This is a genomic window from Spirosoma sp. SC4-14 (genome assembly GCF_037201965.1).
Lineage (GTDB): Bacteria > Bacteroidota > Bacteroidia > Cytophagales > Spirosomataceae > Spirosoma.
Genome location: NZ_CP147519.1, coordinates 247,221 through 270,834 on the forward strand (window position 1 = coordinate 247,221; position 23,614 = coordinate 270,834).

General features: G+C 51.7%; 26 protein-coding genes. 11 read left to right on the forward strand and 15 right to left on the reverse strand.

What is annotated here, in order from left to right:
* Nucleotides 1-5: 5 nt before the first annotated feature.
* Nucleotides 6-176 carry a hypothetical protein gene (locus WBJ53_RS33120; RefSeq protein WP_338877322.1) on the forward strand — a complete coding sequence of 57 codons (171 nt, stop codon included), beginning with the start codon at nt 6-8 and terminating at the stop codon, nt 174-176.
* A 57-nt stretch (nt 177-233) separates the two neighbouring features.
* On the opposite strand, the gene WBJ53_RS33125 is transcribed toward WBJ53_RS33120, so the two are convergent.
* Together WBJ53_RS33125 and WBJ53_RS33130 are read right to left on the reverse strand one after the other, a co-directional pair.
* Nucleotides 234-509 carry a hypothetical protein gene (locus WBJ53_RS33125; RefSeq protein ID WP_338877323.1) on the reverse strand — a complete coding sequence of 92 codons (276 nt, stop codon included), beginning with the start codon at nt 507-509 and terminating at the stop codon, nt 234-236.
* Nucleotides 484-663 carry a Na+/H+ antiporter NhaA gene (locus WBJ53_RS33130; protein WP_338877324.1) on the reverse strand — a complete coding sequence of 60 codons (180 nt, stop codon included), beginning with the start codon at nt 661-663 and terminating at the stop codon, nt 484-486. The genes WBJ53_RS33125 and WBJ53_RS33130 overlap by 26 nt, the downstream gene beginning before the upstream one ends.
* Between WBJ53_RS33130 and WBJ53_RS33135 the strand changes: the two genes are divergently transcribed.
* The gene (locus WBJ53_RS33135; protein WP_338877326.1) at nt 605-823 is read left to right on the forward strand and encodes a Na+/H+ antiporter NhaA; all 219 of its coding nucleotides are present in this window, start codon (nt 605-607) and stop codon (nt 821-823) included. The two genes, WBJ53_RS33130 and WBJ53_RS33135, sit on opposite strands and share 59 nt — an antisense overlap.
* Here the strand turns inward: WBJ53_RS33135 and WBJ53_RS33140 are convergent.
* The 5 genes from WBJ53_RS33140 to WBJ53_RS33160 all read right to left on the reverse strand — a co-directional run bounded on the left by WBJ53_RS33140 (nt 750) and on the right by WBJ53_RS33160 (nt 4,301).
* Nucleotides 750-1,130 carry a Na+/H+ antiporter NhaA gene (locus tag WBJ53_RS33140; protein ID WP_338877327.1) on the reverse strand — a complete coding sequence of 127 codons (381 nt, stop codon included), beginning with the start codon at nt 1,128-1,130 and terminating at the stop codon, nt 750-752. The genes WBJ53_RS33135 and WBJ53_RS33140 overlap by 74 nt on opposite strands.
* Before the next feature lie 143 nt (nt 1,131-1,273).
* A complete protein-coding gene (locus tag WBJ53_RS33145; protein ID WP_293683660.1) occupies nt 1,274-1,912 on the reverse strand; it encodes an MCP four helix bundle domain-containing protein in 639 nt (212 codons plus the stop codon).
* A gap of 203 nt (nt 1,913-2,115) precedes the next feature.
* On the reverse strand, nt 2,116-2,823 hold the full coding sequence (locus WBJ53_RS33150; RefSeq protein WP_293683659.1) for a TerC family protein: 708 nt from the start codon (nt 2,821-2,823) through the stop codon (nt 2,116-2,118).
* Nucleotides 2,824-2,911: 88 nt separating this feature from the next.
* Nucleotides 2,912-3,265, reverse strand: coding sequence for a TerB family tellurite resistance protein (locus WBJ53_RS33155; RefSeq protein ID WP_293683658.1), 354 nt, complete (start codon nt 3,263-3,265; stop codon nt 2,912-2,914).
* A 58-nt stretch (nt 3,266-3,323) separates the two neighbouring features.
* On the reverse strand, nt 3,324-4,301 hold the full coding sequence (locus tag WBJ53_RS33160; RefSeq protein ID WP_293683657.1) for a hypothetical protein: 978 nt from the start codon (nt 4,299-4,301) through the stop codon (nt 3,324-3,326).
* Between the two features lie 69 nt (nt 4,302-4,370).
* Between WBJ53_RS33160 and WBJ53_RS33165 the strand changes: the two genes are divergently transcribed.
* The 8 genes from WBJ53_RS33165 to WBJ53_RS33200 all read left to right on the forward strand — a co-directional run bounded on the left by WBJ53_RS33165 (nt 4,371) and on the right by WBJ53_RS33200 (nt 9,064).
* Complete coding sequence (locus WBJ53_RS33165) at nt 4,371-4,544, forward strand: hypothetical protein (protein WP_338877328.1); 174 nt, start codon at nt 4,371-4,373, stop codon at nt 4,542-4,544.
* 118 nt (nt 4,545-4,662) lie between these two features.
* Entirely contained in the window at nt 4,663-4,944 is a 282-nt protein-coding gene (locus WBJ53_RS33170; RefSeq protein WP_293683655.1) for a hypothetical protein, read from the forward strand.
* Nucleotides 4,945-4,991: 47 nt separating this feature from the next.
* Nucleotides 4,992-5,174, forward strand: a complete 183-nt coding sequence (locus tag WBJ53_RS33175; RefSeq protein WP_338877329.1) for a hypothetical protein — start codon at nt 4,992-4,994, stop codon at nt 5,172-5,174.
* 80 nt (nt 5,175-5,254) lie between these two features.
* Nucleotides 5,255-5,938: an MCP four helix bundle domain-containing protein gene (locus WBJ53_RS33180; protein ID WP_338877330.1), complete on the forward strand. Its 684-nt coding sequence runs from the start codon at nt 5,255-5,257 to the stop codon at nt 5,936-5,938.
* 84 nt (nt 5,939-6,022) lie between these two features.
* Nucleotides 6,023-6,436 (forward strand): GreA/GreB family elongation factor, encoded by a 414-nt coding sequence (locus tag WBJ53_RS33185; protein ID WP_338877331.1) that lies wholly within the window; start codon nt 6,023-6,025, stop codon nt 6,434-6,436.
* Between the two features lie 67 nt (nt 6,437-6,503).
* Entirely contained in the window at nt 6,504-6,758 is a 255-nt protein-coding gene (locus tag WBJ53_RS33190) for a helix-turn-helix transcriptional regulator (protein ID WP_293683652.1), read from the forward strand.
* Nucleotides 6,759-7,213: 455 nt separating this feature from the next.
* Nucleotides 7,214-8,077, forward strand: a complete 864-nt coding sequence (locus WBJ53_RS33195) for a universal stress protein (protein ID WP_338877332.1) — start codon at nt 7,214-7,216, stop codon at nt 8,075-8,077.
* A gap of 603 nt (nt 8,078-8,680) precedes the next feature.
* Nucleotides 8,681-9,064: a hypothetical protein gene (locus WBJ53_RS33200; RefSeq protein ID WP_338877333.1), complete on the forward strand. Its 384-nt coding sequence runs from the start codon at nt 8,681-8,683 to the stop codon at nt 9,062-9,064.
* Nucleotides 9,065-9,193: 129 nt separating this feature from the next.
* On the opposite strand, the gene WBJ53_RS33205 is transcribed toward WBJ53_RS33200, so the two are convergent.
* Nucleotides 9,194-9,559, reverse strand: coding sequence for a helix-turn-helix domain-containing protein (locus WBJ53_RS33205; RefSeq protein ID WP_338877334.1), 366 nt, complete (start codon nt 9,557-9,559; stop codon nt 9,194-9,196).
* 123 nt (nt 9,560-9,682) lie between these two features.
* Here WBJ53_RS33205 and WBJ53_RS33210 point away from each other — a divergent pair, with 123 nt between their 5' ends.
* Complete coding sequence (locus WBJ53_RS33210; RefSeq protein WP_338877335.1) at nt 9,683-10,633, forward strand: NAD(P)-dependent alcohol dehydrogenase; 951 nt, start codon at nt 9,683-9,685, stop codon at nt 10,631-10,633.
* Between the two features lie 22 nt (nt 10,634-10,655).
* On the opposite strand, the gene WBJ53_RS33215 is transcribed toward WBJ53_RS33210, so the two are convergent.
* From WBJ53_RS33215 to WBJ53_RS33245, 7 genes are all read right to left on the reverse strand, one after another.
* Entirely contained in the window at nt 10,656-12,653 is a 1,998-nt protein-coding gene (locus tag WBJ53_RS33215; protein WP_338877336.1) for a hypothetical protein, read from the reverse strand.
* Nucleotides 12,654-12,675: 22 nt separating this feature from the next.
* Nucleotides 12,676-15,138, reverse strand: a complete 2,463-nt coding sequence (locus tag WBJ53_RS33220; protein WP_338877337.1) for a hypothetical protein — start codon at nt 15,136-15,138, stop codon at nt 12,676-12,678.
* A 66-nt stretch (nt 15,139-15,204) separates the two neighbouring features.
* Nucleotides 15,205-17,184, reverse strand: a complete 1,980-nt coding sequence (locus WBJ53_RS33225; protein ID WP_338877338.1) for a sialate O-acetylesterase — start codon at nt 17,182-17,184, stop codon at nt 15,205-15,207.
* Between the two features lie 5 nt (nt 17,185-17,189).
* Nucleotides 17,190-19,508, reverse strand: coding sequence for a beta-L-arabinofuranosidase domain-containing protein (locus WBJ53_RS33230; RefSeq protein ID WP_338877339.1), 2,319 nt, complete (start codon nt 19,506-19,508; stop codon nt 17,190-17,192).
* Nucleotides 19,509-19,557: 49 nt separating this feature from the next.
* Nucleotides 19,558-20,580, reverse strand: a complete 1,023-nt coding sequence (gene fbp, locus WBJ53_RS33235; protein WP_338877340.1) for a class 1 fructose-bisphosphatase — start codon at nt 20,578-20,580, stop codon at nt 19,558-19,560.
* A 6-nt stretch (nt 20,581-20,586) separates the two neighbouring features.
* Nucleotides 20,587-22,746: a hypothetical protein gene (locus WBJ53_RS33240; protein ID WP_338877341.1), complete on the reverse strand. Its 2,160-nt coding sequence runs from the start codon at nt 22,744-22,746 to the stop codon at nt 20,587-20,589.
* A 43-nt stretch (nt 22,747-22,789) separates the two neighbouring features.
* Nucleotides 22,790-23,611: a rhamnogalacturonan acetylesterase gene (locus WBJ53_RS33245; RefSeq protein WP_338877342.1), complete on the reverse strand. Its 822-nt coding sequence runs from the start codon at nt 23,609-23,611 to the stop codon at nt 22,790-22,792.
* Between the last annotated feature and the right edge of the window lie 3 nt (nt 23,612-23,614).

A 23,614-nucleotide genomic window follows, 5' to 3' on the forward strand; every position in this document is an offset into this window, starting at 1 on the left:
TCAGGATGCTGACGATAAGCGTCATAAGCTATTCCTTTCCTGGAATAGCCTGGTTCAACACAGACACGCTGGCGCAGACAACTGACACATACCTGAGTGCTCAGGCGAGCGACCCGGTAAAGATGGGCTGGATGCAGGGATTTCCGCCCCCAAAGACAAGGGCTCAACGCAGCTGACGGGTCTTTTTCACGTTTCCGGCACTTCGTTACGGCGTGGTTTATATGTGCAAGTTTCTACCCACCGTTAACGTATCGGCAAGTCTGGGCGCGCCGTTCGCCCTGCCGGTTGCGCTCGACCCGGCCATTGACGCGGTAACGTTTCGGCCCCGGAACGCCGACCAGCCTATGAGCTGGGCCGCTTCGCTGAAAAAAAACTATTCCGACGGCATCCTGATTCTGCACCGGGGCCGGGTGTTGTACGGACGGTACTTTGCCACTCTGATCCCCACCAACCAGCAAGCCATGATGTCGCTGACCAAATCGATTACCGGATACCGGCCAGCGGGGCATGTATCCCCAACTTTAAGGTCAGGTACCACAGAACCAACCCCAGTAGTAGATAAAGCCCCTGTATCCGTACGCCCAGCCAATTGAACACACTGGTAATGAAGGTTTTCCTGACGGCCCTTGCCATTGTGGATGACCTCGGTGCGGTTCTGGTCATTGGCTTCTTTTACATCCCAGCTATCGATAGCCATTACCTGCTTAGCGCGGGTGGCCAAGGGCTGACATTAAGTGGTATCCGCTCACTCAGAAGCATAAAACAATGGTCAGGGCCAAGGCCATGTCGGTCGCCATGGGAATACACCAGCCGCCAGCGGTAAGCAAATGCCGGTTGACTAGCCAGAATAGCCTCGCCGGTAGCAGCATGCCTCCCAGCGCAGCCACCAAGAACAACATGGCCTGCCTGATGCCAGCTCGCCTACCAGTACCTCCTGAAACAGCTAATACGCAGTCCCATACCTTGGGGAAATAACGCGCTATGCCAACGTTGCCATTGGCCAGGGCCAACGCTGATACACGGCTAATCAGCAGCAAAATACCACTGGCGGCTTCGAGTCTGAAAAACTCGGCGAAGGGTTGGATTAGGGGCCTGGACAGGTTTTTCAATAGGCGGCTTCGACTCATCATGATTTTAGTGTGCCCGACTGCATGGCCGGATCTGTCGGTATCTCCGGCAGGACAGTCCTGGACCACAGTCAGCTACCTGGCTAAGTTCCTAAAGCACTGGTTGTTGGGTTAATTACCCGTTGCTCCATAGCGCGCATTCATCCCTATTGGAAACGGTGCCAGACCAGGCTCAATCCAATCATCAGTACCAAACCTATTTGTAAGGCCGTCAAGACGTAAATATAATTGGTTTGGGCTCTCGATTCGCCCAGCAGTTCTTCACCGACGCTCAGCTGTAGACTCGCCAGTTCATCAAGCGTTTGGGCCACCTGGCCAAAAGCCGTGCTACCACTACCGGCAAAGAGCGCCTTCCGGGATGCTGGTAAATCAACTAAATTGGTTGTTAGCTCGCCTTCCAGCTGATTATAAACGGTAAGCTGTTGCCGGAGCTGCCTGAGCCGGTCGGCTTCTTTTCTCGTTAATTTGGTTCGTTCAAACTCGGTCAGTAAGGAGTCCGTCCGCCGGTTGAACCGGTCGAGCGTTGAGGCTATCAATTCCGGGTTTGGTTTTTGAGTAGCCAACACGTGTGTTTCCAGCAACAGCCGTTTTCGGTAGACTGTTGCGGTCAGATTGACCAGCATGCCCGTGGGCAGCAGTCGATCTTTGTAGATCGATGAGGATGCCTCCTGTATATCCTGGATACGGCGACGACTTAGGAAAACACTGGTCAAAATCAGTCCCAGCAAAGCAATCACCAGCAGGATGGAGCGTACCGATGAACGAGTATGGGGTAAATGTGTCATACTGTAAGTGGTTTAATCAATGCACTACCCGTTGGTTACACTGAGTCCTTCGGGTGTTAGACTGGTTACAGACCGAAGATCATGTGACAATGAATGATTCCTGTCCAATACTATGCACCGGCCCGCCAGGGACACTGCGTTTTTTATGAATGTAGCAGCATGCTTTTACTTGTTCCCCTACCAAGTTAATTTGTAGAGCTAACTCACTTGCTCCCTGCTTTCGATACCGTCTTCATCTGGATTAGGTCAACCCCAAAAGCGAACGCCATGGCAAAATAGATATACCCTTTGGGGATTTCGACGTGCAGCCCTTCGGCCACTAACGACATGCCGATAATGAGCAGAAAACACAGGGCCAGAATCTTGAACGACGGGTGCCGGGTTATGAATTCACTGATGGGTTTAGCCGCCACCAGCATGATCCCCACCGACACCACGATGGCCGTGTACATCACCCATAGCTGGTTGACCATGCCCACGGCCGTGATGATTGAATCCAATGAAAAAACCAGATCCAGAACCAGGACCTGAATCAACAGGTCGCGGAACGAGTTTTTGGTTGTATCAGGGGCATGGGCATCGTCGCCGAGTTCAGCGTAGTGGTAAATTTCAGCCGTGCTCTTGTAGATCAGAAACAGGCCCCCGCCCAGCAGAATCAGACCTTTCCCGCTCATGTCGATGCTGGCTACGGTAAACAGCGTCGTGTTAAGCTGCATGATCCAGGCCAGCAGGGTCAGCAGTCCCAGTCGCAAAAACATCGCCAGGCCCAGGCCCCAGTACCGGAACCGATTCCGCTGGGCGAGGGGCAGTTTACCGGCCAGAATCGAAATGAATATAACGTTGTCGATGCCCAGAATGGTCTCCAGCGCTATCAGGGTCAATAGGGGAATCAAATGGTTGATACCGTCCATAAGGCGAATGGAAACAGAATTAGATGAGTGGTAGCATTGACCCTAGTCCGGACGTCTATACCGAACCAGGACGAAGGTACGTTTCTGCTCATATTCGTTGCAATTCCCGCCAGAACTGCCGAATAAAGGCCCGTTCTTCCCGCGAGATTCCCTCATGGGCCCGCGCCACCCGCAGCAGAATACGGACAAACCGTTTCTTGGTTTCCTGGCTAATTTCAACCCGCTTGTCGGCCAGTCGGCGCAGGCCAAAGGCGCTGGCTTCCTCGGCGGGTTCACCCACATTATCCCGCAGGAACATCGCGCAGATGGCCAGATCACTGTAGGGACCCTCAGCTAACAGGTCACAGGCTAGCTTCGTCTCATCCTGGTGAAGCTGACCGTCCAGTTTACACAGCGCATAAACGATACTGCCTAATCCCATGGCTACATCCGGTGAATACATATCAGTTAAGTTTATAGGTTGTTGTCAGAACGGGTTTATGGCTGATGAGGATGCTTCTTCAGGCGAACGCCTGAGCGGCCAGGTGATGAAACACGCGCTCGTCCAGGCGGTACCGGTCGTTGAGCGTCAGGCTGCTGCGGGCCGTAAATAAGGCATAATTAACGGCGTTGTAGAGCAGCCAGCAGGAGGGAGGGGAGTTCAACAGGCGCTCCTCCAGCCGCAGGCGCTCACGGGCCTGCTTAATCAATTGAACCGGCACAGGCAGTTCACGAAGAACATGCTCGTGAATACCGGCCATATCCGTCTGCTGAAACTGGTCATATACGGTCGCCGTCAGCGTAACGCCGGTCGTCAGGTGATCGAGAAGCAACTCATGCAATTGCTGCTGAAACAGGGGAATGGTCAGCGCACTTTGATGGAGTTTACGAATATCCGGCGTAGACCGTTGCGGGCGGGCGGGAGCTGACGGCGTTTTGGCGGACGGTGTTTTTTGGGGACCCTTTGCCCAGTGGCCCAGCCAGGTCTGATAGGCAGCCAGATCGGCAAAGGAGTCCGCCCAGCCCAGCAGGCCATTCTGGCAAACGTTCCGGTACACACTGCTGCCCAGGTGGGTCGACGGGTCCAGCAGGGCCGTCAGCGACTGACCCTGAATGCTGAATGGCGTCTTGCCATTATAGCTGTTGGTAATGGTCAGACTCCGCTGCAGTTGCTCGGTTCCGACCGACAGCGATGCGGGCAGAATAATGCTGATGCTGAACTCACCCGTGTTGGTATGTTTAATCAGGAGCTGGTAATCCGGGATCAGCTCGTCGACGACTTCCTGAATGGCCCGGTTAGGAATAATGGTGTAGTCGGCACTCTGAATGCCAAATAAGGTTTTTCGCCCCCCCGCCAGTTGGCCCACAATCAGTTTCTGACGGTCGGTGGCTATAATGTCATAGTCAGGCAACAGATCGCTGAGCAGCAGCGGCTCTACGGGAAAACAAATATCCTCCCAGCTAGTCGATAGTTCCGGTTGTGCACTAATATAGGTCATATATTTGCATTTGTATTTTTACAGTTGTAAATTTACAGCAAGAAAACAAGAAATCAAAATACGAATGTCATGGAAAGGCTCATACGACGAGTTCCCCACGTCAACAAACTGCTGGTCGTCAGTTTACTGGCCGGCCTTGGGGTCGCCATACGTTATACGTACGGGTTATTTAAGCCAGGTCAGAAGGCATCAATACCGCTTAGGCAGCGTAGCGATTACCTGACCGAGTGGCTGGGCATCTAATCAAATTAGACGAACCCAGTCTGGCATTGGCCAACGGACAACTGTCGGTAAGGGGACTAAGCCCTTTTTTGCGCCCGACAACACTATGTTCAGTAAGTACGACTAATCAAGAAAAACTATGCAAACCCATCCAATTGAACCGTTGAAGGGGCAGATGCCCACTTATCGCTGGCTGCCGGTAATTTATCTGCTCTTCTTTGGCGGGGTGTTGCTGATCTGTCTGTGGGCGGAGGTGAACCGGCGGCAACAGCTACCTACCGTGCAGCCTACCTGCTTTGGCGTTGGGCACAACCTGCCCATCCAGTCCGCCCCTAAACGAACTTGGTTCGGGGCTATTAAAAAGCCTGTGTTTAGGCTCCGTGATCACATCCCGGCAGAAAAACTAACCTTGTATGGATAAGCCGCTGTTCCGGCCAGCTATCTATAACCCCTTAACTCGTTAACACTATGTCCTGGTTTGAGTATAGTCAACTGGTGCTAAAAAAAGTAAGCTTTGATAAAGCACTCTTCCGCAAGGAACTCCGCAAGTTACTCCACTATCTGTCGGTTGGGGAACGCATTCAACTGCTGCAATGGTGTCGGCGGCAAAAGCCCTGGCATCAACCTGAAGCCGCGCTTGTGTCGGGGTAAAAACGCGGGCCATACCAGTACCCAGTCGACCCATCGCTGGCCGTGAATAAACTGTAGTGTAATTTTTCTCCCTGAATCCCATGAAATGGTCGTTCGCCCTCCAACAAAAACTCAAAGTGGCCGGGCTGTTGCTGAGCCTGATGCTGGTCATTTTATATACGGCAACCAGCCTGAAAAATGACGTGCAGGACATGGAACAAACGGTGGTCGCCCTCTACGCCGACCGGTTGCAGCCGGCCATCGAATTGGTTCATATCAACGAAAGTATCCACGCCAAACGACTGCTGATCGAACATCAGTTCGTCAATGGAGTGCCTGTTTCACCCGCGGCACTAGCTGGGCAACTGGGGCACTATAACCAGCGAATAAACGAGCGGATCAGGCAATACAAAAAAACAAAACTGACGGCCAGCGAGACACGCTGGCTGAATGCATTCCACAAGAAATTCAAGCAGGGGCAAGACCTGGAGAAGTCTATACAGGCCTTGCTAATTGTCGAACAGCCGTCCCAAGCCCGTCAGGTTTTTTATGGCCCAGGGGCACTGGTCTTCAAACACAGTGTTCAGGCACTCCATGAACTGGCTCAGATCCAAGCCGAGACAGGCCAACAATCGGTGAAGGACGCACATCGGATGGCCGCAGGCGGATCGCTGAACGTGACCCTGTTAACAGCCCTTTCACTCCTGGTGGGTCTGGTGATTCTGGGCCTAATTCACAACGCGCGGTTAGTAGGCCAGTCCGCCCCGCCGTTTCATCTCAACTAAGGAATTGCTTTTTAGTGGCTTTGGGGCTGAGCAAAGCATCTCTAGAGGAGCATATTAACCGTATTTACCATCAAAAACCAACGAATGATGACAAATAGAATCATTAGTAAGCTGGACTATCAGCGCCTGAAAAAACGGATCGAGCAAGCTAAAATCAATGCCCGGGTATCCCCTACGCAGCTCATGAAACTGGTGCGGGGTGTGGACGGCGCAACCCTATTGGACCCGGTGAAGATACCCTCGGATGTGGTCACCATGAATTCGGTAGTAAGTCTGGAATATATAGATATGGATAAGCATCTGGATATTTGCTTAGTGTACCCCGAAGAGGCGGATGGCGCACACAACCGAATTTCCATTTTTGCCCCCTTGGCCACGGCCCTGCTGGGCTGTCAGCGGGGAACGGTGGCCAATCTGACTACCCCATTTGGTTCCATAAACATTCGAATCAACCAGATTCTCTATCAGCCCGAAGCCGCTGGTGACTTCTCACGCTAATCATCAGCCCGATTAAGGTAGCCATTCATTCGTTTTAGTACGCCCGATTTTTGGAAAACAGCCCGGTATGGTTCAAGCAAGCTATGTGATTTTAAACGAAGTAGATGAAGAGACTAGCCTGGAACAAATCGGTAATCTGATTGGGGACATCCGGTTACAGGCTGATTTGACCCAGCAGGAGCTGGCTCAAAAGCTAGGCGTGGGCGTTTCTACCGTGCATAAATACGAAACAAACGGTCAGAAAATACCCCTGCACACACTCGCTAAAATTGCCCACCTATGCCAAGTCGATTTAATTGTAGGCTTTCAGACAAAGCCCTAGTGAGAGTTCATCTGCCCCCTTTTCTCATGATGGTGTCGGTTAACGCTCAGGCTACGACCTGTAGCCTGAGAAATTTGGTGGGCTTTTGTGTGGTGCCACCGGGATCAATCCCTACCGGATGAATCAAAAAGGTTCCATTCATCCACCGATGGTCAAATTAGTCAGCTCTGTGCTAGGTAAAAATACCGACTTTACGTTCCACATGGTTTACGAAGTAGGACAGCGGGTTAATCACTCAGGAAGCGATTATAAGCCAAATTTATGCGAATTGATACCTACTCAAAAGCTTGACAAGTCGCCTAAAGGGCAGTATACACGCTTTTCTTGAGAAAAGTGTGTCGTGAATCGACGGTGGATGCAGCCTATATTGGCTCGATGAATAGCCCCCGAGAAGGGTAGGTTTTACGAAGAAGACATACAGTCATTGGGTTTATCAATAAAGGGAGAGAATCGATATGAAAACTATTTTGTTAGCCACCAATTTGCGGGAGCAAACTACGGCAGTATTCGATTGGGCACGCCTGTTTGCTCACCAGTATTCTTCATCGTTCCTCTTATTGCATGTACAACAGACTCCGATAAACGTGATGAGCCAGTCGTCGGATTCGGACCCCGTAGACCTAAACACATCGATGGATGTGGTGGTCGAAGCGGCCTATCCAGCCAAACTCCGCCAACTAGCTACCCAATTTGGGCGGGAAGGCATTGGCTGCCGGGTTCTTTTGCGGCAGGGTAATGCAACCGAGGTCATACTGGCCACGGCCCAACAACAAGCCGTTGACTTGATCCTGATGGGGCATGATCCCCTGGCTAGTATCTATCAGCAATTGTTGACGGGCAGTGTCGCCCTCAGCATTGCCCGGCGGTCACGGTGTCCAGTCCTGATCGCACCCACTGATGATCTGGAGATGGTATCAGGACGGGTTTATCCGCGAACGATTGTCTACACCACATCGTTGGCGTTTGATCAGCCGAAGCCCTTCATTCAGGTTGTTGAGATGGCCCATCGGTTTGAGTCCAGGCTACGTCTACTTCATATACAGACGGATAATCAATCCAATAAAACCAGTGCCGATAAACGAATCGCTCATTTTCAGCAGCTTATGGGTGATAACCCAGTTGAAGTGGATCGGGTTAATGCCCCGACCGTAGTTAGCGGAATCGACTGGTATCTTTCCACAAATCCGGCCGATTTACTGGTGATGACCACCCATGAACGCGATTTTATATCGGGACTGCTGAACCCTAGTCTGACAGGCCGAATGATTAGTCGATCGACAATCCCTATCCTGGTTTATCACCTAAAAGCTGACGCTTAATGCGTTCCCTCAAAACAAACTCGTTAGCCATTTCCTTGACAGCTGTTGCTGATCGCCAGGCTGCCGATTAAACGTTCCTTTGGTTTTCGATGACTTGCCGGAAAAAGAGTTAAACGTCCTTTTACTTCCTGAGAGATTTTAATCCCCAGCAGGGTTACTTTTCAAGTAGAACATCCAAATGACTTTCCCGTACTGGCTTTTTTTTCTAGTATTCCTGATAGGCGTTGGGACGGTAGCGAAACGAATTGCACACTCATCGCTGACCGAATGGCTACTCATTGCCTTTATACTCTTCGTTGGATGCATCATCCCAACCGGTTTTAGTTTATCAGCATGGGATCTTACCGCTAACACCATCAGTTGGATAGTCGGAACATCTGTCGGACTAGCCATACACTTTCTTTTTTGGACAATTCTTTTACCAAAAGGGGAGACTTACTCATTGAGAACCCTACTTTCCAGTCGATTCACGCTAGTTTATCAATGGAGTCAAAACTTACCTATTTACCTGAAGTCTATTCTTAACTCAAGTTGCGAGATAATGTAACCCTGCCAGTCTGGGGTGCGTTTTAGAGTCTCTGAGGTTCTAAAATTACTATCCCCATGACTGACAAAGCCATAGCAATCTACTGCTTTTTGGATGACTTCTTTCAAAAAAGCGGCTATAAAACCGACCCCCATTGCAAAGTCAATGACGCCCAAATCGCAACCACAGCGCTAATGGCTGCTCTATTCTTCTATGGCAATCATGCTTCGGCTATGAAATACATGCACGAACATCAAGGCTTTAGCCCTCTCCATAAGTCGAATTTCAATCGTCGACTCCATAGCTTGCAGGCACGCTTAATAGCCGTCTTCCGAGCGGTCGGAGCTACCCTTAAAGAACTTAACACGACTAGCCGCTACATTATTGATTCGTTTCCCGTAGCCGTATGCCGAAATTGTCGTATTGGTGCCTGTAGGCTACTGACTAACAAGGTGTCTTAACCTGATATAGGTTGTCAATTTTGGGTGAAAATTGACAACCTATATCAGGTTAAGACATAGTGCATCCACCTAAAATCACCCGATTGCATATGCACCATTGAAAATCAAGAAAAACTTGGAATAGGTAGCTTACTCTTGTTTCGGTTGTTTAAGGTTGAGGGATATAATCTTACGGTGTTGTTTGCCCCAGGTAATCATGTCTATAACCAATCCCTCTAATGATGAACTGTAGGGAGTAAGTTGATAGGTGATGTATACCGGAATACTGTCTTTGACGGATCTTTCTACCAGTTTATTCATTTCCAGTTCTTTCAATTCCTTTGAAAGCATACGGCTGGTTATATCTGGAATCGCTCTTAAAATGTCACTATACCGATTGGCACCATTAAAGATAGCGGCAATGATCGGTAGCTTCCATTTACCGCTGAGCACATATAAAGTGTCCTGAAGAAACCTAATGTCAAAATCACACTTTTCAGCGATCGAATTATTCATAGACGCGTCTTTTGTTTGTATACTTTAGTATAGTACATACAAAAGTATACTGATTCTCGAATAGCTTTGCCGATCAATATGCTTTACTGCTGCCTCTGTGCAGAACATTCAATAATTTGACCTATGTACGCTATTATTTATCGGCACTATGGGCCACCTGAGGTGATGGAACTGGCAGATATAGCAAAGCCGACTATTCGGCCTGACGAAGTTCTGGTTGCCGTGAAGGCCGCAGGGCTCAACCAGATGGACCTGAAGCTGGCGGCCGGGCAGTTTAAACTATTAACCGGCAGTAAATTTCCCAAGCAAACCGGGGCTGATTTTTCGGGTGAAATTGTGGAAGTTGGTGAAAAAGTAAATCAGTTTAAGATTGGTGATGAGGTATTTGCCTACATCGTCAGTATGAAAGGACTCAGTGGAACCGTTGCCGAATACTTCGCGGTCAAAGCAGCGGCAGTTGCCCGAAAGCCAGCTTCGATTCAGCATGAAGTGGCCGCTGCATTGCCCTGTGTTTACCAAACGGCCTTGCAGGGTCTGCGCAATCAGGGAAACCTGAAAGCGGGTGGTCATGTACTGATTTATGGGGCTTCAGGCGGTGTTGGGTCGGCTGCTATTCAACTGGCTAAACATATGAAGGCTCATGTTACTACGGTAAGCAGTTCAAAAAATAAAGAATACTGCCTGAAGCAGGGAGCCGATAGTGCGTTCGCCTATGATGAAGGTAATGTATGGGATCGGCTACCCACCGATTTTGATATTATCTTCCAGGTCTATGAAACAAAGGATTCCCTGTTCAAAACAGCTAGCAAACATCTGAAAGTCGGTGGGATATTTTTAGTTTCCCCAACTGTAAAACACATCCTGGCTAATCTGTTCGCGATTTTGCGCGGCACCTACAAAGTAGTAACGGTCAACGGGAATGCCGAGGACTTAACGTTACTAGGGCAGTTAGCCAGCCAAAAGCTGATTCAGCCGGATATTAAGGTTTTTGGCCTTCACGACTATAAGAAGGCCTTTCAACTGATGGCAGGTTTTAAAGGTAAGGGGAAAACAGTCATAAGAGTGAACGAATAGGTAACCTGTTCACAAAACCGTTTCAGCGTAATTCGGGTGTATTCAATGGGATTTTTGAAGAGGCCCCACCGCTGACTTTCAAGCGGGGCTTTGCTAAATACTGCCCGTTCACGGCACTGAAACGAATACCTTCACTACCAGGACTGTATTCGTGTTCGATACTTAGGCCTTTGCGCTCGTACTTTGTGTTCCGAACCATGTTGCTTCGGTAATGGACATAGGTCCGGTATTCATCATGAACTATAGATGCCAGCATAACTTTTCGGAAGGCCTCGAACGAGGGATATTCATCCGACGAGGCTACTTCACAAATAAACCCATTGCCTTTGTTCTGCAAATCCCGCCGGGCAAGGTCGATGGCTGGCCCCCGGTAATTGTAAAAAGACAGAATTGTGTATCCCTCTTTTTCCTCGACCGTAACAGGAGGCTGTCCCCCCATCGTCTCACCAATCAGAGGAATATAAGCCATATATACGTTTCCGTCTTTCACGAATACGGGTTCGGCGCGGGATGACACGCCGGTTTTTTGAGCCAATTTCTCATCACCAATCCAGACTTCATCTAACGGGTTCGGGCCAGTCATCCAGTCCGAATGAGGAATGAAAACACAGGTTCGTAAACTGGTCAGACCTTTGTTTAGGAACGGTTTGGGTTTGTAGATGACCATCACCGTGTTCTTTTCCTGAATGGCCATCCGGCGCCCCATTTCATCGAATACAACCCCATAATCGCCGTATCCGTGCGAAGGTGTTTTTAACGTAAACTGGTCATTTACCACGAGCCGGGAAAAAACCGTGGCCGTGTTTCGCTGGGGCTGACCGACGGTTTTTCGGGGATACACCAGCAGAAAATTCTCCGTTTGCGCCCCCGAATGGAAGGGTATGAGCGACGAACTAAGTGCGTATTTCGGGGTCATATAGGTTTCGATACGGGTTTGCCAGGAGCCATATTCGGTAACGCCATCATCTTCATTAGCGGTGCGGGTTTGCATCGTCAGACCATGCATTGCCAAGTCCAGTTCGTCAGATCCGGGACTGCCATCGGCTGTGGCGATGAACGAATAGAGATACTTCCGGTTGACCAGCTCATCGACAAGGTACTGCGGGCAGTGGTACGTAATACCGTAGCAAGCCGCATTTCGACATTTTATCCACTCTTCTGAGGAGCCGAAGTAGTCGTCGAGATACTGAAACGGGACCAGTTGCGGAATAACACTTTCGAGCATACTATAGGTCAGACCGGCCCCCCGCATATCCCAGGCATAAGCGCGGGAGTAAGGGGCCGCCATCTTATGGGCAGGGAGGTAATAATGCCCCAATACATCGAACCAGAAGCGTTCTTCGACCTGAAGAGCCAGCGTTTTCAGCTTCGCATTGGCGGTGAATTCAGCCAGCATGGCCATGGGTTCGATTTGCAGAAAACAATAGGCCTGCGAACTGTATTCCGAGTTGACACCACTTCGTTCAAGCTGTGCTTTGAAACGCAACAGCCGCTCATACGCCTTTTGGATGTATTCTTTTTTGCCCGAAATCTCCCCATATAGCGCACAACCAGCAGTTGCCATCGCCGGGAAGTTATCGTTCGTACCCACAAAATCCCAGCTTGGTTTCAGGTACTCGGGGGCAATCCGGTCGAGGATGAGCCGGATATTCTGACGACTTTTTTCAGTCAGCAAGGCTTTGTAACGAAGCAGAATAAAGGTAGCGCGGTGCCATTCGAGATCATTGGCATTGCTTAAATACGCATTCGCCTGACTAATGGCTTTGGTATCTCCCGATGCGAGCAGGGCGTGACTCAGGGCCAATGGTTCCAGCGATCGGTTAGGCTTCAGATCGGGGTCGCCCTGCCACTGCCCATCGACCGAGAAATGGGTTAATCTGGAACGAATAAATGCCGCCAGTTGCCTGTTGGTTCGCGCTTTGTCCGACTTTGCCATAGGCGGATGCGCAGGGCAGGTGCCCAGGGCAAAATGGTACAGGACCAACACAACTATAGACCAATAAGCAGGAGAGAACTTCATGATTGAACGTTGTTGCGTGGGTTTACCGGCTCAGCGAAATCACGTTGCCAGCCCGTTGTAGAGTCAGGCGGGTACGGCCGTCGGGGCCTTTGGTACAGGTATACTTATCGACCTGCCCGTTCCAACTTACAGTTAGCCTGGTTTTATCTGTATTCCAGCTCGTTTGGGGTAAGTCAGCTTCCGTCCGAAAAGGAAATAATAATACCTTAAAATCCGGTGCTTTACAGGTCGTGGAAACCCGCAGTCGGGGGTTGGTGACAACAGTCCGGCTTTGGCCCGCCAGTTGATAATTGGCTGCGAAATCTTCCAGCACTGCGTTGACCGATTTATCGGTGGTGATGGCATCGACGAAGCGGACCAGCAGCTTTCGATCTCCGTTTTTCTCGCCCAGAATAATTGACGTCTGGCCGTTTTCCGTTTGCTGGCTGACGAGCGTTACGTCCGTGGGAACCTGCATGAGCCAGGAATAGATGTGTGGCTGGTTGTCTTTCTGGATATCATCCATGATCAGGGCGTAATCATGGAGTCCACGAACCAGACCAGCCGTTCGGAAAGCGCGTTGTACGGGATTGTGCGGCAACCGAACCACCCACGAATCTTCGTCCCACTGGCGCGGGTTTCCATCGAGATAATCCTTATAAAAACCAACGACTGCTGGCGAGGGGTCATACTCAACCAGATTCTTGTAGGGAGCCATTTTGCGGACGTTATTTTTCGCCCAGACGTATGATTTATTGTCGAGCCGGGTGTCGGTCGAGTCCCACATACCGATTTCCTTTTCCCATCGCCAGTCGAACGCATATTTGGCATCGCAGGCCGAAAAGGTCGCTTCGGGAGTGTCTATCATGCCCAGCCATTTACCGGGCGGGTTGAAATAGCCCTGCCCAAGGCTGTCGATGATGACACAGCTATGGTCTTCGGTATTATGGGGGCGGCTGGTTTCCCAGGCCCAGGTACGGCCTAGCCCTGATAATACAAAACGGCCATGATCGGCATGGTCGTGCGAGGCCATGACAATATCGGGGTGGCACTCAAAATTCAGGTAAAGCGCATCGGGTGTCCAGTTGCTGCGGGTCATCATGACGCCACGGTTTTCGTCGGCATAGGTTTTCGGTAGATTAAACGTTTTACCCGCCTGATAATCGACCAGTTTGCCGTCAGTATTTTTGTCTGGATCTGCCGGACAGAGCAGGAGCACATCCATAAAGTAATCGTGCCGAAAATTGTTCTGACTTACTTCCGGTATGTTCTGATACACGAAATCCAGCTTTTTGTCGTTAGGGAAGAAATACTTCACCACCATCGTCGCTTCGGTTGCCGGAGCGAAATTTGCCAGATCGCCATCGCTGTACCATGTTTTGCCATAGGGTTGCAGCGCATTGAGCATCCAGGCATCGAACTGCTGCCGGAAATTGGCGTGTGTGAACAGGTTATCGCCCCGATTCGCCATCGCCAGCATGGTTTTCGTGGTGTGCGTAAACCCGCCGGTATGGTAGCCCACCGCTTCGTGTGCCATGCCGCTGGGGTTGATTGAATAGGTAATGAAATCGCGCACAACCTCTACCGACCGCTTGTAGATTCGCGGGTCATAGCCGTCTTCGCCTTCAATGGCCAGGGAGTAGAGGGGAAAATACATCGAAATGCCCATATAGTTCCAGTTTCGCCAGTGGGCAGGCAGTTCCATGCCAAGCGTTGTGCGGCCTTTGGTAATCTTCGACAGAACCTTACGGACCTGGCGGGCATCGTCGGTCGAGAGAAAATTATAGGCCCAGTCATAGGCATAGGCCAGATGCGGGTGTTCTCCCACGACGTTCCGAACGGAGCGCCACCAGCTGCTGCCATAGCGTGTTTCAGCTTCCTGGTCAATTTTAGGTTCGAGGTACCGGCTGTAGCTGGCAATGACACGGCCCAGTGCTTTGCCTTCGGTCCCGTTATTGTCGATCAGGCAGACAAACGCCTTGAGCATCAGGCTGGTGGTGAATGCATCGCGGTGGTGCCAGGTAGTAGCGGGTAGTTTCTTCGGATTGAGTGAGCCTGCATTCCCCGGCACAATCCGGTCTTTATTGGATTCGTCCCGGTAGAAGGTTCGGAACGTGTTAATATCGCCTTTTTCGAGGGCCACAAACAGGGTGTTTTCCCAAGTGCCCGGTTTGTCGATGCCAGCCGCCAGTTGCTCCCGCACATAACCCAGCATCTGCCGGCCGGCATCGCTCCCGGCCAGTTGTTTTTTGATACGTGGAATATCCTGCGGAGCAAAGAAAATACGCGGATGAATACCCGGAGCCGGTACATGATAGAGCCGCTCACGGGCGAAACCCGTGGTGTCGTAGGTGATTTTGACCGGCGGAGAGGGTTTCCGGCGGGGTAGTTTGCCGTTCAGAATCTGCTCGGCGGTATATTCAGTGTCGTAGGTCAGTTTCCGGATGGGCGTTTGTGCCATAACGGAAGTTGTCAGGGTGAGCAGGCAAAAAAAGAGTTGTTTCATGGTCAGTTTGGCTGGCAGGTAGACCCGCTGTGATCTATCCGATCCAGTGGTATACCGGGTAGGTGGTTATAGTTGGTCGATTTTTTCTGTATCGGTACGGAAGGGCACGGCGGGCAGCCCGTCCCTGTTATAAAAGTCAATGTTGGCCGGGCTTGCTTCAAATGCATACCTGACCGCAACGGGGTGATCTATTTTTCCCGAATACACAATCACCCGGTCTCCTTTCAACCGGGCTGTGGCCCGATAAAACACCTTATCAGCTCCGGCGATTACGAACCCGCTGAGGGTGTCCGATCCATTTTTGTTCATCAGCCCCCGGCCAACGTTGGTGAAATCCAGAATAACCTTGTCACCCTGAATGGTCATCGACTTAAACGCTGGTCCCTGAGTCAGCAGTTTTGGTTCGCCGTACAGCCAGTTTCGGGCAACCAGGGCTAACCGGTGCCCCACATCCCGTTTGTTGGTTGGGTGAATATCAACAGGATTACCGATGTCGATGGTGGTGATGCAGGCTACTCTGGGCAGCAGGGCCGCCACTTTCGTCTGTTGTTCGCGTACGATGGCCCAGGCACCCGGCCGTGGTTGATCCGGCTTACCGTAGTTAGGTAGCTGAATAACCAGAAAAGGCGCGTTTTTCTGATCGAATGATGCCCGCCAGGAGGTGATCAACCCCGACAGCATCCGGTCATAGTCCCAACACTGAAGCGGGCTGGCATTCTGCTCTCCCTGATACCACAAAAATCCGGCGACCCCATACCTAAACAGTGGGGCAACCATAGCATTGTAGGCCAGGGTAGGGTATTTGCGCTCAATGTCTAACGGCTCAGTATGGCCCAGGGCGTTGGATGGGGTCATTTCTGTTCCCTGCCGGTAGAGCCAGGGGCCTTCAATGGTGAGAGTATCTGTTGGCGTGGTGAATTTCGGCAGGTAAATACCCGTAAAACCGACCTGACCCGATTCGCTGTAACAGCCAATAACGAGTTCGTTCCTGCCAGCGTGCAGCACCCCTTTCGGTATGTCATAGTTGCGCTGGTAACCACCAATCAGCGTAAAACCTACCTGCCGACCATTTATAAAGGTGACTTCGGTTTCGCGCAACCGGTCGGTTTGCAGGGCAATCGGCCCTTTGTCAAGCAATTTAGCTGGTATGTCAACCTCTTTTTTTAGCCACAATACCCCCTTTTTAACCGGAATCTGCTGACTTTGAAACGTTGCCGGTACCTGAACAGGCTGCCAGTCGCTACCCGCAAAGAAGGAATCCTGCACCAGATTGTGTTCGGATGTCAGGTGACCCATTGTTTGCCAGAACCCAAGCTCGTAGGTCTGGTTGATCTGCTGTCTGCGCTTTTTTTCATCGGCCAGGTATGTCGGATGAAGTGTATCGACCTGGGCTTTGGCGGTTGGGAACGACTGAATATCGGGCGCACCCATCCAGGCCAGAATATCGGACCCTCCCCAGGTACTGACAATGATACCGATGGGTACGTTTGTTTTCTGATTGATTTCTTTGGCAAAAAAATAAGCCACTGCCGAGAACTCACCGGCGGTTTGTGGTGAGCAGACCACCCATTGGCCGCCGGTCAGGTCTTTCAGCGGTTGTTCGGCTCCCTTTTTCGGAACGTCGAATTGCCTGATCTGTGGGAAATCGGCAGCGGGAATTTCTGTTTTGGCATTGGCCGCCGAACGCAGCCTGAATTCCATGTTGGATTGACCACCGCAAAACCAAACATCACCTACGTACACATCGTCGAGTTGAACCAGCGCTGTCTTTCCGGTAACCCTGACCACATACGGCCCACCAGCCGACATGGCGGGTAGGGTAACTGCCCACGAACTGTCGGCCTGGGTGCTTGCCACTACGCTGTGGCCGTTGACGGCGACTGTGACCGGTTCGCCTGGACGAGCCCACCCCCAAACCTTTAGGGGCCGCTCACGCTGGAGTACCATGTGGCTTGCAAAGACCCTTGCCAGCCGCAGTTGTGCCCGGCAGGTTGCTGACCTCCCCAGGCAGGTGAGCAGCAGACATACAAAAAGTGTTTTTTTCATCGGGTCTATTTTGTAAATGTGACGATCTTCGATTCGCCGGGCTTCAGGGTGACTTTACGGCTGCCATACAGGGCATTTTCGCCGAGCATACCGATTGTTTTACCGCCTTCTTCCAGTACCGAAACCTCCGCCTGCACCGGCGTGGGGTTTGTGAGTTGGAGTGTTAGCTGCTTCTTCGTATCGGCTTTTGTGAGTACCTGAACATTGTCGAATGCCACGAAATAGCTTTTGTCGGGCTGCACATACAGCCCCGGAATTTCGATGGTCGTGAGCATCAGTGAGGTTTCGGCCCAGGTTGTCATGGGGAAAACTTCGCCGATGCGGTCGAGGCCTTCCCAGTCGGTCAGGTTCACGCGCTCGTTCATAAAACCGGGTGGCTGTTGGCCCAGAAGCCGGGTGGGGTGCGAGAGGTATTGCGGCATGTTATGGGCAATGTCGCGCAGGAGCGTGGTGTAGAGGGTGTCGCCGGTGTAGCGGTAGAGTTTCAGCAGGCCGAGCCCCGAAAAGGTACACATGGCTGGTGCCCCGTGTTTGTTCTGGGTGTTGGCATAGACCGCGCCCGCCGAGCGAATGCCCATCTTGCCAAATAACGAAGTCGTGGGAAAGTTGAAGTCGTAGGAAACCACCCAGGAGGCAAACTGCCGGGCCGCCCGCTGACCTGCATCGAGCCACCGTTTATCGCCCGTTGCTTCGTAGAGCGTAACGTATGATTCGACCAGTGAATACGCTGATTCGGAGTCGAAATTTTGCAGGGCATCGCCCGGGCCACCACAGGCGATGCCTTTCCGGGTGAAATTTTCGTCGTAATAATCAGCCGCCTGTCTGGCTACGTCGAGGTAGTGTGGTTGCTGGTAGTACTGTGCTGCCAACGCGAGAGCCGCCGGAATGATGGCTCCGCTCGATGATCCGCCCACCCGAATCTCGCCCGTTTGCGAATCGACAAACTGCCCGAACTGGTGGTTTTTGACCCACAGTTTCACCAATGCCTCACAAACGGTCCGGTTGCCTTCTTTCCAGGCGGCTTTGACCTGAATGCCCATCTTTTCCATGAGCATAAACTGCTTGATGATGTAATAGACGGCATCGCCACTCTTCCGAATCAGGTGCCAGTTGCCGGTATGCGGTTTTCGGATGTCGCCCCCATACCAGACGGTGCCGTCTTTGCCCATGTCCCAGTAAAACCCCGACGGACTAATGCCGTTGGGAAACAGCCAGTCGAAGTTGCGCAGGACGTGCTGCCGAGTTTGCGCGTTCCCGGCAAACAGCAGGGGATACGTACTGATCATGCCACCAGTCCAGCCGATTTGCCAGTCCTGCAGAAAATTTTCGCGCAGCCCGACTGCGTAATAGCCAGACGAGGGGACGAAGTTTTTTTCATTGAATTTCTGTTCCAGCGTACGCATACATTCAGCATAGGTGAGCGTGTTGTTCAGCCGGGTAGGTTCCGACAAATCCGACCGGATAGTCGTTAGTTTATCGAACACGGTCTGAATGTCTGGCGCATCGAACCCATAGAGCCGAAACGTTATGCTGACTTCATCGCCTTTGTCGAAATCCTTTGGCTGGTCCCAGGTGGCATGGCGGGCATCGCAGTTCATGTAGTTATACAACTCCCGTACAATGGGGGAGGTGATGGAGATCGTTGCCTTCTGCCGGTCGCGGCTTTCGGCAATGTTGATCCCATAATCGCCGAGGCTATTACCCTGTTGGGTCAGCATCCAGAGGCCTTTTTGGGCTGAGTCGGAGCGGAACCCTACCGCAGGCGTAGACAAACTACCGCTGCGCTCCTGAATACGCGAGAACCCACCAGATTCGCTCAATTTGGGTACGTCGGTCAGGATGATCGGCTTATCGGGGCCAATGTCCTGAACCTCATACAGCTTGGGCGAGTACCGGAGCCGTCGCCAGGCATATCGGTTGCCGTTGTAGGCGGCAGCGGGCAACAACACATAATTTTTTTCCGACCAGCCCGACACGTCGACATCGACCGAAACACTGGCCTGCCTGAGTTGACCGCCCGTGCATCGAAACGTAACAGTCAGGTCGGCTGCGCCGGGTTTGCCGCTCAACCAGTTCATTCGGGTTGAAATCTGCCAGTCAGCATCCAGCAGACGAGCCGCTTGTTTGTCGGCCGTCAGTGCAACGCGGGTTTGGTTCGTCAACAGGTTGTATTGCTGGTTATCATACTGGCTTATACGGCCGTAGATGGCTACTTTTTGCTGGTTTAGCCAGCGAATAACCTCGTTATTCACCTGAGCTTTCGCCCCAGTGAATAGGAATAGAAATACTACAGGAATGACGGTTTTCAGTTGAGCGACTGGCATCTATTTCTGGTTTTGACCAAACCTGACTAAAGCTGTCTGGAAAGGTCTGTTAGCTATCCGTGTGGTTTTTCTGTTGCAGATACGAAAGCAATCGTTTTATCATCCGGGGCGCACCCATAAAAAGCGGGCTTCGCTGGTGAAAATCCGTCGGTACAATGTCAAGTATGGATTGAGTACCGTCCGAAATTTTGCAACCGGCCTGCTCGGCAATGAATGCGAGCGGGTAGCATTCGTAGAGCAAACGGAGTTTGCCGTCGGGATTTTTACGCGTGGCCGGGTAGAGATAAATGCCGCCTTGCAGCAGGTTCCGGTGAAAATCAGCCACCAGCGAACCAATGTAGCGGGCGCTATATTGCCGCTGCCGACAGTCGGCCACATACTGCTGAATGGGCGGGGCATACTCGTTCAGATTACCTTCATTGCAGGAATAAATCACGCCATCTTCAGGGCTTTTGATGTCGGGGTGAGACAGAATAAACTCGCCCAGGGAGTAGTCATACGTAAATCCATTGACCCCGCTGCCAGTGGTGTATACCAGAATGGTGGATGAGCCATACAGAATGTAGCCTGCGGCAACCTGCTCCTGCCCTCCCTGAAGAAAATCCTCTCTGGCAGCCAGGGTGCCTATGGGCGTCACACGCCGGTAGATGGAGAAAATAGTGCCGATCGATACGTTGACATCAATGTTGGAGGAACCATCCAGCGGGTCAATCGCGACGACGTATTTTCCTTGGTTATTGCCCGTGTAGATGATTTCTTCCTCTTCTTCCGAGATCAGTGCACAGGCTTCTCCGCCGTTTTTGAGGGCGCGTGTAAAGCGAATATTGGCGATTACATCCAATTTCTGCTGACTTTCGCCCTGCACATTCTGTAGGCCCATGTTGCCCGTCAGGTCAATTAATCCGGCGCGGTTCACTTCGCGGTGAATGATTTTACTGGCCAGGGCAATGTCGCGCAGCAATTGGGATAGCTCGCCGGTGGCATAGGCGAAAGCTGTTTGGCGGGTCATGATATACCGGTCGAGCGTTACGCCAACAGGTAAGGCCAGAGTGTGATGATTCGTTGTATCCATGATTGCCTACAGGTCGTTTATGGATGGCTTTATCGCTTTTGCTGCATCAGCAATGAAGAGGCCACGCAGCGAGTCGAAGAAAATATCGTGGGGTTGATCGAGTCTGAAAACCACCTGTCCATTTTTCCGCAATTCGGTCAGGCCGGTAGCCGCCAGTTTTTGCAAGCCACCCGATTTGGTGGCCAGAATAGCCGCCAGGCCCCGGTACGTTCCCTGATATGTATCGCCCTGAAACGTTGCCGAGAACGTTGCGTCACTGCCCGATGTGAGGGAGGCATAATCCGTGAATGTGTAAGAGCCATCTTCGTTCAGCGCACCATTTGGTAAGCCGTTTTTACTGATTCCCAGTTGAGCAATCGCATCGACCGAGAAGTGGTTAACGATGGCTTTGTCGGCAATTTTTTTCCAGCGGGCTGTCAGGTCATTACCGTCGAAGTCATGGGTTGCCGGACCTTCTGTCATGAGCTTACCCCCTTTTTCGATGTATTTTTCCAGAAACTGGAGTGTGCTTTTTTTGGCATATTCCGGGTATAACAACACGACGGCATCGAAGGTGTGTCCCTGCAGAACCGGCTTGCCATCGGCCCCGATTTGTAGGCGACCGTCGGCAATTATATCGGTCGGCACCAGTGCGTTTCGGTAGCCTGCGTTCCAGAGCTGTTTGGCTTTTTCTTCGATACCCAACTTGCCGTTGATGTCCATCAGGTTGCGCTGACTGGCATCAGGATACCAGTTCGACAGGGCCTCCATGCCGAAAACAACGAGCAACCGCACCTGCGGAAACGACGGATTGAACCGGTTGAGTAGTCGGGCCGCATTTTCGACCGGATTGATTTTGGTAAGGGCTACCGGTTTTTCGACGCTGACGCCCCAGTTCTGCACATCGTTGATAGCGTGATAATGCGTTCGGATGCCATACCGTAGATCCGTGAGGGCTTTTTCGGCAATGTTGTCGACGCTTTTGTCATAATACATGTTGTAGAGCACGTTTTCCGGGTAGCTCATGCCAATACCCAGTTGCGTTGGTGTTGGCGAATGCTCATCCGTGTGGCCGTAATCCCGTTTGACATTCCACCAGTTCAGGCCGGTTTGCCAGATTTCGTCGCCATCGAGCGAGTTATGGTGCGTGTCGTGCAGGCCGATAAACGTGTTCTTTCCGAAAATGGCTTTCCCCTGGTTGTAGATGGTTCGCTCCACACCCATCGTGCCGGCACGCATGGTCGCCATGTATGCATTGATGGCTTTCATCCGAACATCAGGCTTGCCGGTGGGGGCGTAGCGCATATCGAAGAGCGTGCGTTCGAGGTCATGGCCGTAGGTTCTTTTGAAGGCAGCGGCCATCGCCAGTGAATAAGGCCGCTCCCGGAAAACGTCGCCGTTTTTAAGCTCCCAGGTGGTCGATACCCGCAGGTTGGTGTATTCGTCCAGGCCAACGCCATCAAAAGGAATGTCGGCATAGGCCTTCAGAATGGCTGTCAGATCGGCAATGGCCTGTGTTCTGTGATTGCTGGTATAGTTGTAGTAGTGTTGGGACAGGATGTAGGCCGTATAGCCCTGCAAGGCCTTATCCCCGTGGATCACAACAGAAACCGTTTCCTTGGATTCGGTGGGCGTACATTGGCGGGTTATGTCTGTCAGCGTTGCAGGATCATAGAAGCCGTCGGCTGTTTTTTTGAAAGCATACACGCGAAATAACTCACTCCTGAGCAACTGTTTTTTGTCGCGAACGTGTTTAGCCGTGGTCGTGTACGTGCCCCCGCCGGTGGCATCCAGAACAACTTCCCCTTCCTGCATGATCCGTTCGGTGTTTTCGAGGGCTACCGTTCTCCGTTTGTCCCACAGTTGCAGGCCAATTTGCAGGCCCTTATTATGGGCATAGGCAACCACATCCTGAAAGATGGGGTGCATGGCCGGGGCATCGTAAAAATTGACACCGTTGCGGGCTGTCAGAAAAATGAGGGTGTATTTGCTGAACTGGCTGAGGCTATCAATCTTCTCCCGATACCGCTTTGGTTCAAGCATGTCTTTGGAAAAGAACCAGTAGGCTACTTCCGGATGCGTGACGTTCTGGAATGATGATACGTAGGTAATAGCCGGTTTTTTCGGTGGCCGAAACGCCCCGAGACCAGGTATCAGCAAGGCTAGAAAAAGAACGTAATGTTTCATAAACGAGCAGGTTGTCGGTTCGGCCAGGTAAGCCCGGCTAAACTTATGGGTGTATCAGGTACGTTTGCAGGGGGCACGATTTCAACTGGCGTATCCCTTTGGCTACGCAGGCCGCGTTCAGCTTTGCCCCCGGTTCGAGTGTATGTGTATTATCTTTTAAGCCGAAATACTGAGCTTTGACTTTTTCTTCACCCTGCTCCTCGTAGGCATCGGCAATAAGGCCGTTCAGATCAATGAAATACGCCCCGGTGCGGGTGGCTACTTCGGCGGCCCACTTTCCATAGTCGGTTGTATTGCGGACTACTTTCCCGTCTTTCCAGATATTTCGCGGAGTGGGCGAACACACAATCGGAATGGCTCCCTTGCTTTTAACCTCGGCGATAAGCTTAGTCATGTACCAGCCGTAGGTGTGTACGACTTCGTCCTGTTTGGTAACGGGATTAAAAATGGCCTGGGTTTCGTCGCCAATGCCCTTTATGGAGCCACGGGCACGGGCTGTGTCGAGCACCGGACTGGCATCGTTGTGGCCGAACTGTAACAACACATAATCGCCGGGCTTAAGCGAGGCCATTACACCGTCGGGACCATTCCAGAGGCCATTTTTCAGCAGGTCTTTGTTCCACACACCATTGGTCAGGTAGGTACGGCTACTGGTGCCGCCTACCGCCCGATTCTCGATCATGATTCGGGCGGGATCGAACCACTCGCCGAGGTATTTACCCCAGCCCCAGAGTCCATTGTTGCCTGACCCATGCGCAACTGTCGAATCGCCGACGAGGTAGAGTGTTGGTTTTTCGAGTACCCTGATCCAGGCCGACAGGATCAATAGCAGCGTGGTGCCGAGCAGGAAAAAACGGATTTTCATAGT